At 61.9% G+C, this 13622-nt stretch carries 10 protein-coding genes and 2 pseudogenes; 11 read left to right on the forward strand and 1 reads right to left on the reverse strand.

Going from position 1 to position 13622, the window contains the following annotated elements; all coding sequences use genetic code 11:
- Positions 1-122: 122 nt before the first annotated feature.
- A complete protein-coding gene (locus ACNAOT_RS02270; protein WP_420179863.1) occupies positions 123-389 on the reverse strand; it encodes a hypothetical protein in 267 nt (88 codons plus the stop codon).
- Between the two features lie 281 nt (positions 390-670).
- On the opposite strand from ACNAOT_RS02270, the gene ACNAOT_RS02275 reads away from it, so the two are divergent.
- The 11 genes and pseudogenes from ACNAOT_RS02275 to ACNAOT_RS02325 all read left to right on the forward strand — a co-directional run bounded on the left by ACNAOT_RS02275 (position 671) and on the right by ACNAOT_RS02325 (position 13536).
- The gene (locus ACNAOT_RS02275) at positions 671-1567 is read left to right on the forward strand and encodes a LysR family transcriptional regulator (protein WP_420179864.1); all 897 of its coding nucleotides are present in this window, start codon (positions 671-673) and stop codon (positions 1565-1567) included.
- Positions 1568-1721: 154 nt separating this feature from the next.
- The gene (locus ACNAOT_RS02280) at positions 1722-2819 is read left to right on the forward strand and encodes a tartrate dehydrogenase (RefSeq protein ID WP_172324478.1); all 1098 of its coding nucleotides are present in this window, start codon (positions 1722-1724) and stop codon (positions 2817-2819) included.
- 139 nt (positions 2820-2958) lie between these two features.
- Positions 2959-4440, forward strand: a complete 1482-nt coding sequence (gene dctA, locus ACNAOT_RS02285; protein WP_420179865.1) for a C4-dicarboxylate transporter DctA — start codon at positions 2959-2961, stop codon at positions 4438-4440.
- A 1-nt stretch (position 4441) separates the two neighbouring features.
- On the forward strand, positions 4442-5599 hold the full coding sequence (locus ACNAOT_RS02290; protein WP_420179866.1) for a glycerate kinase: 1158 nt from the start codon (positions 4442-4444) through the stop codon (positions 5597-5599).
- Positions 5600-5762: 163 nt separating this feature from the next.
- Positions 5763-7274, forward strand: coding sequence for a pyruvate kinase (pyk, locus tag ACNAOT_RS02295; RefSeq protein WP_420179867.1), 1512 nt, complete (start codon positions 5763-5765; stop codon positions 7272-7274).
- Positions 7275-7680: 406 nt separating this feature from the next.
- Positions 7681-7974, forward strand: a pseudogene (locus ACNAOT_RS02300) (SOS response-associated peptidase family protein); the annotation flags it as partial.
- A 201-nt stretch (positions 7975-8175) separates the two neighbouring features.
- Positions 8176-8484: pseudogene (locus ACNAOT_RS02305) on the forward strand (site-specific integrase); the annotation flags it as partial.
- Between the two features lie 27 nt (positions 8485-8511).
- Positions 8512-9360, forward strand: a complete 849-nt coding sequence (locus ACNAOT_RS02310; RefSeq protein WP_420181107.1) for a tyrosine-type recombinase/integrase — start codon at positions 8512-8514, stop codon at positions 9358-9360.
- Entirely contained in the window at positions 9347-11482 is a 2136-nt protein-coding gene (locus ACNAOT_RS02315) for a tyrosine-type recombinase/integrase (protein WP_420179868.1), read from the forward strand. The genes ACNAOT_RS02310 and ACNAOT_RS02315 overlap by 14 nt, the downstream gene beginning before the upstream one ends.
- Positions 11483-11923, forward strand: coding sequence for a DUF6262 family protein (locus ACNAOT_RS02320; protein WP_420179869.1), 441 nt, complete (start codon positions 11483-11485; stop codon positions 11921-11923).
- A 182-nt stretch (positions 11924-12105) separates the two neighbouring features.
- Positions 12106-13536: an MFS transporter gene (locus tag ACNAOT_RS02325; RefSeq protein ID WP_420179870.1), complete on the forward strand. Its 1431-nt coding sequence runs from the start codon at positions 12106-12108 to the stop codon at positions 13534-13536.
- Positions 13537-13622: the final 86 nt, after the last annotated feature.

Consider the following 13622-nt stretch of genomic DNA (forward strand, 5'->3'; position numbering starts at 1 on the left):
AAGGGTCGCCGCTGGCGGGAGGAGCTAGTGTCGGGAAAGCTAGCAACGGCCAGTTGAGACCTGAGCCAGGGGATCGGAACGGCCGCAATTGAGCTCTCGTCGGAGCCTGGTGGGAAACGTGACTAGACCTCAGAGTCCAAGAATGTCGTGTAACCCTCCGGCCGGTGGAACAACCGGCGCCCGGCGCCGTTGTCCTGGATCAGCCATAGGTAGTGGCCATCAACAGAAACCTGGTCAACTCGCCCGGCGATTCGGGGGTTGCGCCTATCTGACGTCAGCAGGACAACAGAATTGCCGGGAGTCAGTTGGAGCCAGCTGTGTACCTCGATACGAAGGCAGTCGGAAGGGGCTGTGTGACCAGTGCGGGAATAGGAATTCGAGATGTACATGTAACGGCCTTCGCTAGAGATCAAGCTTGGTTCAATCCTGGTTCCGTTTCCGGATGTGAATGGCAGGCGATGTGAACCGGGGGCAACGGCAGCGGGACGCCTGGCAGGGCTGGCTGCTTCCGGGAGCCTCATCCATTACAGTCGCTGGCACGGAAGTACGTCCAAGACCTAAAAGCAATTCGTCTGATAGGCATAGGCTATTTAGAGCTTGGTCTATGCTCATGTTCTTTGAAGGGCGGTAATTGCCGCTGAAACCGAGTTCGAACCAGTGAGGATGCTGCGTGGACACACGAAAATTGAAGTATTTTCTGGCCGTAGTTGATCATGACGGATTCAATCGGGCGGCAGAGCACTTGCTTATCGCTCAGCCGTCTTTGTCACAGACCATCGCGAGTCTGGAGAAGGACCTCGGGGTGCCGCTTTTCCACCGCATCGGCCGCCGCGCCGTCCTGAGCGAAGCGGGGAAGGAGCTCGTCGGGCCTGCCAGGCTGGTGATGCGTGATCTTGATGCAGCGCAGTCCGCGGTTCAGGCACTTCGCGGGATACGCAGCGGGCGTCTGGACATCATTACGATGCCCTCTCCGGGCATCGAGCCGCTGACGTCCATGATTGCTGGCTTCACCCGGTTACACCCTTCCGTGAGGCTAAATGTCAGCGCAGCCTTCACTCCTGAAGAAGTGATCGACTCTGTGCGGTCAGGTAGTACGGAGATCGGACTGGCGGGTTCCCGCGCACCTGTCCGCGTACCAGGGGTCCAGGTCCTTGAGCTGGAGCGTCAGCCCCTGATTCTCATCGTCAACCCCCAGGCCGACACCTTCCGCCCTGGAACGTCGATACAACGCGAAGACCTTGGCGGTCACCGCCTGATCGCCAGCCAGCGCGGATCTCTGATGCGATGGCTGGTCGATGACGCACTGGCCCACGGGGTCAATACCGAAATTGTTGCCGAGGTCGCTCACCGCACGTCGATCCTTCCGCTTGTGCTCGCGGGAGTGGGCCATGCGGTCATGCCATCATCCTGGGCCACGACCGCCCACAAGGCCGGGCTGCGGACGCTACTGATTGAACCGGTGTCCCATCTGGACGTGGCGATACTGAGCCGGAAGGAAGACCTGACGCCGGCCGCCCAGGCCTTCTTGAAAGTCGCGGAACTGCACGCCGCTGCGGGTCATCCCTAACCGCCACTCGAAGGATCAATAGGCTATTCCTATCTGCCGCATTGGATCTTAGTCTTGGACGCCCTCCCGTGTCATGACCTCTACTTGAAGAGGAAGGACAGTGTGACCCCGCTAACAGGCTCACTGCTTACATACTCAACGAGGAGGCTGGCACATGAGCGCCACCCAGAATTTCCGCATCGCATCCATCCCCGCTGACGGCGTGGGCAAGGAAGTCGTCTCCGCAGGACAGCGCGTCCTGGACGCCCTGGCAGCGAACTCCAACGGCAAGTTCGCGTTCGACTGGACCGAGTTCCCCTGGGGCTGCGGCTACTACGCAGAAACCGGCAAGATGATGGCCGACGATGGCCTGGAGACGCTGAAGGACTTCGACGCGATCTACTTCGGCGCCGTCGGCTGGGAAAACGTCCCGGACCACATCAGCCTCTGGGGCCTGCGCCTGAACATCACCCAGAACTTCGACCAGTGGGCCAACATCCGCCCCGTGAAGTTCCTCCCCGGCGTCCAGTCCCCGCTGCGCAAGGCCGACAACACCGAGCTCGACTGGGTCGTTGTCCGCGAGAACAGCGAAGGCGAATACGCCGGCCTCGGCGGCCGGAACCTGAGCGGCCGCGGCCCCGGCAACGAGGTGGCCCTGCAGACCGCACTGTTCACTGAAAAGGGCTGCGAGCGGATCATGCGCTTCGCGTTCGACCTCGCCCGCACCCGCACCGTCAAGAAGGTTTCCTCGGTCACCAAGTCCAACGCCCAGCAGTACGGCATGGTCCTCTGGGACGAAGTCTTCAACCGTGTCGCTTTGGACTACCCGGACGTGCAGACTGAAAGCGTCCTCGTGGACGCCATGAGCGCAAAGTTCATCCTCAAGCCCGAGGACCTGTCCGTCGTCGTGGCGTCCAACCTGAACGCCGACATCCTCTCGGACCTCGGCTCCGCCCTGGCCGGCAGCCTCGGCCTGGCCGCCAGCGCCAACCTGAACCCGGAGCGCCGCTTCCCGTCCATGTTTGAACCGGTCCACGGATCGGCCCCGGACATCGCCGGACAGGGCATCAGCAACCCCATCGGTGCCATCGCCTCCGCAGCCCTGATGCTGGACCACTTCGGCCTCCACGAGGAAGCACGCAAGGTTGAAGCCGCCATCGAAGCTGCCACGGGCGCAGGCCACCTGACCCGCGACGTCGGCGGGAACGCCAACACCGACGACGTCACCGAGGCGATCATCAAGGCCCTGACCAACACCCTGGCCGCCGTCTAGCCAGAAAACCTGCCGGGATGATCCCGGCGGTCAGTACGTAACCCGGAGTGGACGGCGGCAGAACACCGCCGCCGTCCACTCCGTCATGCCCATCTTCATCGAGCACCCTCCAGCTACATTCCACAACGAGGTAGGAATCATGGACCACATCACTACCGCCGGTACAGCTTCGGCGGCCCGCAAAACCCCCTTGTACCGCCAACTGTATTTCTGGGTACTGACCGCCATCGTCGTCGGAATTCTCGTCGGCTGGCTCGCCCCCAGTGTCGGCATCGCCATGGAACCCATCGGGACCACCTTCGTTGATGCGATGAAGATGCTCATCGGCCCCATCGTTTTTCTGACCATCGTGGGCGGCATCGCCAGCGTCGCGGACCTCAAGAAGGTGGGCATGACGGGCCTGAAAGCCCTCACCTACTTCCAGGTCGGCACCATCCTGGCCATGATCTTCGGCCTGGTGGCCATCAACATCTTCCGGCTGGGCGATGGGGTCAACGCAGATGCTGGCAGCATCGAGACCTCCGAGTCCGCCGCGAAGCTGATCGACGCCGGCGCGAACCAGGAATGGTGGCAGTTCCTCACCCACATCATCCCGGAAAGCATGGTCTCCCCCTTCGTTGAGGGCAACATCCTGCAGATCATCTTCATCGCCGTCATCTTCGGCATCGCCCTGAACGCCATGGGCAAGGTCGGCGCCCCCGTCCTGGACGGTGTGCAGCGCCTCACCGGGGTCATGTTCAAGATCCTCAGCTTCATCATGAAGGCCGCCCCCATCGGCGCCTTCGGCGCCATGGCCTACGCCGTCGGCAAGTTCGGCGTCTCCTCCCTGACCAGCATGGGCGGACTGATCGCCCTGTTCTACATCACTTCCATCCTCTTCGTGGTGATCGTGCTCGGCTCCATCATGATGTTCCTGAAGCTGAACATCTTCACGATGATCCGGCACCTCAAAGAGGAATACATGCTCATCCTGGGCACCTCCACCGCCGAACCGGCCCTGCCGGGCCTGATGCGCAAGCTCGAACACGCCGGCGTCAAGAAGGAAACCGTAGGCCTGGTCGTTCCCACCGGCTACAGCTTCAACCTCGACGGCGCAGCCATCTACCTCTCCCTCGCCGCCCTCTACATCGCCCAGGCGACCAACACTGACCTGACCATCGGTGAACAGCTGGGCCTCCTCGCCGTCATGCTCCTGACGTCCAAGGGCGCAGCGGGTGTTGCAGGCGGCGGGTTCATCGCACTCACTGCCACCCTGACCACCCTCGGCACCATCCCCGCGGCAGGCATCATGCTCATCTTCGGCATCGACAAGTTCATGTCCGAATGCCGCGCACTGGTCAACTTCACCGGCAACGCCGTCGCCACCCTCTTCATCGCCTGGTGGGATCGCACCCTGGATGCCGACCGCGCCCGCCGCGTCTTCCGGGGCGAAACCGTCGAACCAATGCCGTCCGAGGACCCCATCCACCTTGACGAAGTTACCGATATCGACGAGGACCTGGCCGAATACGGCCACCACGCCCCAAAGCACCCGACGGAAGAGAATCCGGCACCCAAACATGCCGCGGACCCGGAAGCCGCCCCTACTGAGCGACGCCCCATCTACTCGGAAACCGTCTGACATGCCCAACACCACCGCCCCAAAGACCGTCCGCACCCTTATCGCGCCCGACAAGTTCAAAGGCAGCCTCACCGCGGCCCAAGTCGCCGACGCGCTGGCCAGCGGGCTCCGCTCCTCCACAGGTTCCGCGGCCGGTGGGACGGTGCACTGCGAACTCCTTCCACTCGCAGACGGAGGTGACGGCAGTGTCGATGCAGCCGTCGCCTCCGGGTTCAGTCGCCATGCCTGCACCGTCACCGGCCCCACCGGCCAACCGGTACCGGCCAGCATTGCATTTGACGGCACCACCGCAGTCGTCGAGGTCGCCAACACCTGCGGACTCGCTCTGCTGCCAGATGGCCGGCTCGAAGCGCTGGACGCATCCAGCCGGGGATTCGGTGAAGCCATACTGTTCGCCCTTAGCCTGACCCCTTCCCGGATCGTGCTTGCCCTGGGCGGCAGCTCCAGCACCGACGGCGGCATGGGCATGCTCACTGCCTTGGGATACAGCTTCTTGGACGCCGCCGGAAACTCCCTGCACGGCAGCGGCCGTGACCTCCGCCGGATTGCGTCCATAACGGGCCAAGTTGTACCCGAACTTGCCGTGACCGAACTGATCCTTGCAAGCGACGTCCACAACCCGCTTCGCGGACCCGATGGCGCTCCGGCGGTCTTCGGACCCCAAAAAGGTGCCTCCCCCGCCGATGTGGCCGCCCTCGATGCCGGCTTGGCCACCTTGACAGCCAAACTTGCCGAGGCCGGGTTTGACGGTGCAGCTTCTCTTGCCGGGCATCCCGGCGCCGGAAGCGCGGGAGGCATCGGCTATGCCTGCCTCCTACTCGGGGCACGCCAGGTCTCCGGCGCTGACTACTTCCTGGACCTGTTGGACTTCAACAGCCGCAAGGACAGCTGCGACGTGGTCATTACGGGAGAAGGCAGCATCGACGAACAGACCTTGGCTGGAAAACTGCCCGCAGCAGTCGCTCGGCGCTCCGGAGCCCGACCCATCATCGCCGTTGCAGGCCGCTCCCTCCTCCCCAAGGAGCGCTGGTCCGAGATGGCACTCACTCACGTCTACACGCTTACCGAGTACACCTCTCAGGACTCTTCCAAGGACCCTGAACTTTCCGCCGCGCTGCTCAGGAAGATCGGCCAAGACATCGCAGCGAGCCTCCTTTAACTGCTGGTAATTGCAGGCCGGCGGGGTCACCACTCAGAGTCGGGAAATACCGTTGGCGCTCACATCTAGTCGTATTTGCTCCTGACTCGTGGAATCCCAGATGTCCCCACTGCTGTGCAGTGGGGACAGAACCTCAAGCCATCAAGAGAATGTAAGGAATCACATGAGACGCGCGAAGATTGTGGCTACGTTCGGCCCGGCTATCTCCAGTTATGACAACACTCTCGCGGTGCTGGAGGCCGGCGTCGACGTTGCTCGCATGAACATGAGCCACGGCGACTACTCCGTGCATGACATCACCTACGTAAACGTCCGCAAAGCATCAGAAGAACTGGGCAGGCCTGTTGCCATCATGGCTGACCTGCAGGGACCCAAGATCCGTCTTGGCCGTTTTGTTGACGGACCCCACGAGCTGGCCGTCGGTGACACTTTCACGATCACCACCGAAGACGTTCCCGGTACCAAGGACATCTGCTCCACCACGCTGAAGAGCCTCACCGAAGACGTCAACGTGGGCGACGCCCTGCTCATTGACGACGGCAAGGTGGCTCTGCGGGCCCTCGAGGTTGACGACGTCAAAGTTGTTGCCGCCGTGACGGTTGGTGGCAAGGTCTCGAACAACAAGGGCATCAACCTGCCCGGTGTTGCCGTCAACGTCCCCGCATTGAGTGAAAAGGACGAGGACGACCTCCGTTGGGCCCTCAAGCGTGGCGCTGACCTCATTGCCCTCTCGTTCGTGCGTGATGCCTCCGACATTAGGCGCGTGCACGAGATCATGGACGAAGAAGGCCGCCGTGTGCCGGTGATCGCCAAGATCGAAAAGCCGCAGGCCGTGGAGCAGCTCCACGAAATCATCGACGCCTTCGATGCCATCATGGTTGCCCGTGGCGACCTCGGTGTTGAACTGCCGCTCGAAGAGGTGCCGATCGTCCAGAAGCGCGCCATTGAACTGGCACGCCGTTGGGCCAAGCCGGTCATCGTGGCAGCCCAGGTCCTGGAATCCATGATCGATAACCCGCGTCCGACGCGCGCCGAGGCTTCCGACTGCGCCAACGCAGTTCTCGACGGCGCCGATGCAGTCATGCTTTCCGGCGAAACCTCTGTGGGCCAGTACCCCATCGAAACCGTCAAGGTCATGGCCCGGATCATCGAGTCCACCGAAGTCCACGGCCTTGAGCGCGTCCCCCCGCTGGGTACCAAGCCCAAGACCCGTGGTGGCGCCATCACCCGTGCCGCCGTCGAAATCGCCGACCAGCTGGACGCAAAGTACATCTGTACTTTCACCCAGTCCGGCGACTCGGCACGACGCCTCTCGCGCCTGCGCCCGGTCAAGCCGGTCTTCGCGTTCACACCGGTTGAGCACGTCTGGAACCAACTGGCCCTCACCTGGGGCATCCAGCCGGTGCTGGTTCCCTCCGTGGGCCACACCGACGAGATGACTGCACAGGTGGACAAGAGCCTGCTGGAAATGGATCTCGTGGACGAAGGCGACTTGGTGGTCATCGCTGCCGGTTCCCCTCCAGGACAGGCCGGTTCCACGAACTCGCTGAAGGTCCACAAGGTAGGCGACCTTGCCGACTCTACGGGGCCAGGACATGCCGCAGGGAACAAGGAAAAGCTCGGCCCTTGGCCGGAAAAGAAGAAGAAACGCCAAGGTGTCGATCAGAGGGCGTGACCCATTGCTGTCAGCCGCCTCTTAGCCGGGGTCACGAGTCCTGCTGTAACGGCACTGTATCCGTAAGGGCAGGTGTGCCTTGGCATCAGCGCGAAAGAATTCTTCAACGGAGAAACCACCCGTGGGAGTATCGGGGTTTCCCGCGTTCGGAAAAGACGAGTACCGACTACTCGTGTGTGGACGTCGTTGCCGGGCTCTACTGATCACAGCGGACCAGCGCAACGGCCAGCGTTCCCCCACCTTGGCCGGGGCTGTCATTGGCTCCGCGGCAAGGACGGGCGGTGCTGCCGACAGGTACCGCCCGACCTTACGAAACAAAACCCCGCCCAAAGCGATCCGAAGCCGCACACGAACGCCGCTTTGACGGATTTGTGGGCAGAATGGGCTCATGTGCGGCAGATACGTGATGTCCAAAGCAACAAGCGACCTTCTGAGCCACTTCGAGGCCAAGGAAGTTGAAGGCAGCCCTCCAGGGCCGAGCTGGAATGTCGCCCCGACCCAGAACGTGCCGATCGTGGCCGAACGCTTGGACGAGGGAACGCCCGACCGGCGTCTGCTGATCGCCAAATGGGGTCTGGTTCCTTCCTGGGCAAAGGACACCAAGATCGGCTCCAAGCTGATAAATGCCCGCAGCGAGAGCATCCTGGAGAAACCGTCGTTCCGTTCAGCTGCGGTGATGCGCAGGGCTATCGTTCCGGCTTATCCGGTACAGCTTTCGGCCTGTCATTAACGTCTTCAACAGAGAATGACTGCGCCGTTGCTCTCTTGAAGACTGAGCTATCCGGTACTCGTCTTCATCGGACGGCCCGCAGCTTTCCGTTCGTCGTTCACCTTTACGCCCACTTGAGTTGGCTTCCGCACATGAAGCTGATGGGGGAGTGGAACGGGGAGCTGATCTAGGGTGCGAGTCCAGCGGGTTCAAAGCGATGGCGTAGAAACCACATGGACAGTTCTTGGAGACGATTTCCTCCCGGTTCCGGAGATCGAGCTCTACTTCGAGCACCTGAGGCAGACCGGCCATTCTCCTAACACCGTTAAGTCCTACGCGCGCTGTCTTTGCTTGTGGTGGGAGTTTCTGGGACTTCACGGGCGTGCCTGGGACCACGTAAAACTCGAGGACTTGTCGGCCTTCCTGGCATGGATTCGTACGGGCCTTCCGCCAGGGGTGGCTCTGTTTCGCGGGACCGCCACCTCGTCCAGAATTGCTCCTTCAACAGCTGCCCTGAGGGTTCAGGGCGTGCGCTCCTTCTATGCTTTCCATCAGTGGCGCGGGTATGACTTCGGGGCCATCGTCTATTCCGACCGCCCGGCCCGGAGCCCGTATCTGCCGTTTCTGGGGCATGCAAGCCGGCGCCTGCGCCGCAGCGCGTCTATCAGTGTTCCCAAGCGACGATCCAGCGCTCCTATCTTGACGGTTCGGCAGATCGACGCGATCAAGGATCACTGTGGTCGGTTCGATCCGAAAACGAGGGAGTGGAACGGGTCTGTTCGGGACCTTTTGCTTTTCACCTTGTTGGAGGAGACCGGGCTTCGGTTGGGCGAGGCGCTCAGTTTGCAGCATCGGGACTGGCATGCCGGACGTGGGGAGAACCCCTACCTAGAGGTCGCGCCGCGCGATGACCACCCGTACGGATTGCGGGTCAAGGGCTCCCGCTACCGCAAGATCCACATCTCCGATGGCCTGGACAGGCTCTACGCCGAATACGTCTGGCAGTTGTGCGAAGCCGGCATGGACTTGGCTGTGCCCACCATGGATGAGGCATATGTGTTCGTCAACCTCAGGATGGGGCATGAGTTCAAGCCCCTGCGGGCGGAAACCATCTATAAACGTGTCGGGCGCATTCGCCAGGCCCTGGGCTCTGCGGTGCCGCCGGATTGGACGCCCCATTGGTTCCGCCACACCCATGCCACGGCAATGCTCTCGGCCGGTGCCCCGCTCCACATGGTGAGCCGGCGGCTCGGGCACGCTGACGTCCAGACAACATTGGATCTGTATGCCTGGGTCACCGATGACGAGGAACTTCGATCCCTTGCCGACTGGCAGAGACTAACGAATCGATGGAGGGTCCAGGATGAAATCGGCTGACGCACGAACTCTGGAAGCACTGAGCCTCAACGGCAGAAACCCCTTCACTGTTGAGGCCAACCAGGCTTTGGGCAACCAGGTTCCACTGGACATGCGGTTGCTCCACTACACCCGCACGACGATCCCGGCACAGTATTTGCCGTTCTTTGCCTACTACCACGCCAAGATCGGCAACATTCATCTGGACGGACTCCCAGCGATCATGCGGCGCGAGATGCAGTACGTGATCTGGAGCATCGTCAAAGGCGGTGGACGAGTTCCCTGCGCGCCGCTGGGACTGCTCGTAAGGGAACTGGCCGAGACCTCCCGCCGGCTGAAAGCAGAGGGGCAAGAGGCGGAGAGCCTGATGGACCGCACACCATCCCAATGGCGGAAAGAGCTGAGTAGTTCCTGGGCGAAAAGAACCCGGGCGTTGCCAAACCCCTCAACCCTGCGAACCATTGCAGGGCCGCTGGACCGCTCGGCGAAACTGCTGTGGTTTGCCTACGACGACGGCCCCTGGTGGAAGCGGGAAGTCTGGTCACTGCAGTTGGACTCCCGCATCCCCCGAGGGCGAAACGTCCCTCCCAAGCCAGATGCCATTCACTGGCACGAAGTCGCACCAGCATGGCTGAGAGAGGGTGCGATGTTTTACGTAAAGACGGAACTGGAGCGTGGTGACATCGCCTGGGGGACCGCGCTGCAGCGACATAACGGGATCAAAGTTTTCGGCAGGTTCCTGACCCTGAGAAATGTCGATACGCCCCTGCTCGCCAAGAGTGCGCAGGAGCGCCGGGCATTGATGCTCGACTTCCTCACGGAGAGCGCCTTCAAGACCCGAAGCGGCAGCCGACGCGAGCTGTCGGGCGTTTCTTCGATCGTTGCAGCTGTCCGGGGACTGTATGAGTTGATGGTCGATCAGGCCGACGACGCGGCACGGGTCGGAATCGATGCCCGCTGGACAACCTTGTCCCCTGACTACCTCCGCCTCATACGTCCAGGCGACCTGCCTCGAAAGTCAAAGAAGGAACCGCTCGACGAAACCCGCCTCTATTCGGAGCACACGATGTCCCAAATCGCCCTGCACGCACCATTGCTGGGGGTTGCAAGGTCGGACGGAGGTCTGGAGGATCCCCAAGCGATGCGGATCCTCCTTTTGCTCATCGCGACAGGTCGCCGCGCTAGTGAAATCTGCATGATCGACGTGAATCCTCTGGTACCCGTTCCGGGCGCCGAGGACCCGGGCTCGGAGAGGATCGCCAAGCTGCGATACCAGCAGACCAAGATCGACGGCGCACCTGAAACGATCTTCATCGATTCCGAGGCAATTGAGATCATTGCCGAACAGCAGCGCTGGCTCAAAGACCACCTTCACCGGAACCGGATAACAGAGCCACCGCAGTATCTGTTCATCCGGAGCCATAACAACCTGCACGGTCGCCGCCCCTACAGCAGCAACGTCTTCCGCACGCAGTTGCGCAAGCTGGTCGATCTCGCCGACATCCGCGACGAAAACGGTCAACCACTCAGACTCGCCAGAACCCACAGCTTCAGGCACACCAAGGCCACGAACCTACTCAACGCCGGGGTCCCGCTCCACGTTGTTCAGCGATACCTTGGCCACACTACCCCCGAAATGACCATGCACTATGCCCAGACTCTGGACGCGACCGCCAAAGCAGAATTCATCAAGTACCGGAAGCTCACAGCGGCGGGTAGCCAGCCGGCTATGGCCTCGGCAGACCTCTACGACCTCATGGCTCTTGACGCCCGCACCGATCGTGTCCTGCCCAACGGGTGGTGCACACTTCCGCCCGCCCAGACCTGCGGCAAGGGTAACGCGTGCTTGACCTGCGACCTGTTCGTCACCGACGAACGCTTCCTCGGCGTCCATGAAGGCGAGCTCGTTGCCCTGGACACCCTGGTTGAGAAGCGCCAGGAGGCGCACCAGGTCCGAACGGGGGAGCTGATGAGCGAAAACCACGTGTGGCTGACCCTGCGGCGCAGAGAACAACGGGCCTTGGAAAATATCGTCGATGCCATCAAAGACCCCGCACGCGGTGCGGCCCCTGTCGCTGGAGCTGGCACTACAGCACGGACAAACGCCGACCTATCCCTTGCGCCCCGTCAGGTCTCCGGCTAGATGGTCAGGGGCAACACCGGAAACCTCCAGCGGGCGGCCCAGACAAAACGGGAAGCCGCCATCGCCCGCGCCGAGAAAGGACTACGGAGGCTCCTCAAAGCCGGCCGCCCCATCACATTCCAGACCGTGGCAGCAGAAGCGGGAGTCTCCAAAGACTTCCTCTACCGCAGCGTCGACTTGCGCGAACGCATCATGGACCTCCGCTCTAAAACCACGCCGGCCGCCGAACCAACGCGGGCCGCTGCGCTGACCGAGCCGCGACTACCTGACACCAGCAGTATCGTCAGGACGCTCACGGCAAAACTCGCCCATGAGCGATCAATCAACCGGACAAAGATCGCTGAACTCGAAGCGGCCCTCGCAGCAGCTCACGGCCAAATCCTCCAGTTGCGGCGTCAGAATCCGGGCCAGTCCACGGGCACCGGGCTAACCGGGCAGTAGGACGCGCGGATCCTCGCAGGCGGAACACCCGAGGGGAGGTTGCTTACATCAGCAACCTCCGCACTCTCTGATACCTACCCGGGGTATCAGCACACGAGTCGATGGATTGTTGACACCCATACCCCCTATGGGTATACCCTGCATCTAGTCGGTATCTCCGGCAGTTCTCAGGAGGAAGAAATATGTCTACCCATCCACCCCTATCGCCGGCGAAGCGCTGGCTAGGCCTGGTGCTGATCGCTACGGCGCAGTTCGTCGTCATTATGGACACCTCGATCATTGGTGTCGCTCTGCCCGATATTCAAAAGGACCTCGGGTTCACGCCGGAATCGCTGTCATGGGTCTTCAACGCCTACGTAGTGGCCTTCGGAGGCCTGCTCTTGTTGGGAGGTCGTCTCTCGGATGTCTTCGGCGCCCGGAAGATCTTTGCGTTGGGATGGATCATTCTCATCGCGGGCTCGTTGCTGGCCGGGGCGGCCAACAGTGTCGGCTTGGAGATCGCTGGCCGTGCTATCCAGGGAGCCGGGTCTGCGTTGATTGCGCCGGCGGCTCTTACTTTGCTGATGATGCTGTTCGGCGGTACGTCCGACCTTCCGAAAGCATTCGCTGTCTACGGCGCAGCGGCGCCCATCGGAGGCACTGCGGGGGTCTTCCTCGGTGGAGTGCTGACGGAGTATGCCAGCTGGCCTTGGGTGTTTTACGTAACCATCCCGATCGCGGTCTTCGTTCTCGCATTCACGGCAACATCGCTTCCCCGGACCGTGAAAAAGGCGTCCGGATCCATCGACGTCGCCGGGGCGCTCACCGTTACGGGCGGGCTGGCCGCGGTTGTGTACGCCGTTGTTAAGGCACCTGAAGTTGGTTGGCTCACTGTCCCCACGCTCAGCATCCTGGCTGGCGGTCTCGTCCTGCTGGTGATCTTCTTCATCATCCAGGCACGAAGCCGTAATCCCTTGATGCGTCTGGGCTTGCTCCGTGCACCCCTGCTTGGCGCTGCCAACGGTGCGCAGTTGCTGCTGGGTGCTGCGTGGGTGTCCATGTGGTTCTTCCTGAACCTGTACCTGCAGCAGGTTCTGGGCGCGACTGCCTTCGCGGCCGGCGCCGCGCTCCTGCCGATGACCGGGCTTGTGGTTCTCGTCATGATCGCGTGGGCTCCGCGGCTCCAGGGCAGGTTCGGTGCGAAATCGCTGATTGTTAGCGGCCTGCTCTTGTTGGCTGCAGGGCTCGTGTGGCTTTCCTTCGTCCGCCCGGACGGTAACTACGCTGTCGACGTTCTTCCCGCATCGCTCCTGGCTGCCCTCGGAATGTCACTGGCGTTCGTCCCCTCCCTGGGCACTGCCATTAACGCGGCTCCGCCCGCTGAAACCGGAGTTGCTTCGGGGCTGGTGAGCACCAGTTACCAGATCGGGTCCGCGCTTGGACTAGCAGTTCTCACGGCAATCGTTTACGGCATCTCCGGTACCGACCCCTCTCGGGTAGAGCTGACCCAGGGGTATTCCGCAGCCTTCATCGGCGCTGGAATCCTCGCCTTGGCCGGAGCCGTGATCACAGGCTTTGCAATGAAGAAGTCCAGGTCATCCACGCCGGCAGCTGACGAATCGGTCTCGGTGTAATAGGCAGGAATGTTCAGGACCCTGCGCTCTACCCGCTGCAGGCACGGCTCCAACAGAGGTGTCTGAGCGCACTTGGGCTCAGCCAT

Source organism: Paenarthrobacter sp. TA1.8, assembly GCF_048595705.1.
Classification (GTDB): Bacteria; Actinomycetota; Actinomycetes; order Actinomycetales; family Micrococcaceae; genus Arthrobacter; species Arthrobacter nitroguajacolicus.

What these genes read in the sequence shown, in the direction of transcription:
- dctA (WP_420179865.1), top strand. Translation starts at nt 2,959, where the DNA reads ATGGACCACATCACTACCGCCGGTACAGCTTCGGCGGCCCGCAAAACC.
- ACNAOT_RS02315 (WP_420179868.1), top strand. Translation starts at nt 9,347, where the DNA reads ATGAAATCGGCTGACGCACGAACTCTGGAAGCACTGAGCCTCAACGGC.
- pyk (WP_420179867.1), top strand. Translation starts at nt 5,763, where the DNA reads ATGAGACGCGCGAAGATTGTGGCTACGTTCGGCCCGGCTATCTCCAGT.
- ACNAOT_RS02280 (WP_172324478.1), top strand. Translation starts at nt 1,722, where the DNA reads ATGAGCGCCACCCAGAATTTCCGCATCGCATCCATCCCCGCTGACGGC.
- ACNAOT_RS02325 (WP_420179870.1), top strand. Translation starts at nt 12,106, where the DNA reads ATGTCTACCCATCCACCCCTATCGCCGGCGAAGCGCTGGCTAGGCCTG.
- ACNAOT_RS02290 (WP_420179866.1), top strand. Translation starts at nt 4,442, where the DNA reads ATGCCCAACACCACCGCCCCAAAGACCGTCCGCACCCTTATCGCGCCC.
- ACNAOT_RS02320 (WP_420179869.1), top strand. Translation starts at nt 11,483, where the DNA reads ATGGTCAGGGGCAACACCGGAAACCTCCAGCGGGCGGCCCAGACAAAA.
- ACNAOT_RS02270 (WP_420179863.1), bottom strand. Translation starts at nt 389, where the DNA reads ATGTACATCTCGAATTCCTATTCCCGCACTGGTCACACAGCCCCTTCC.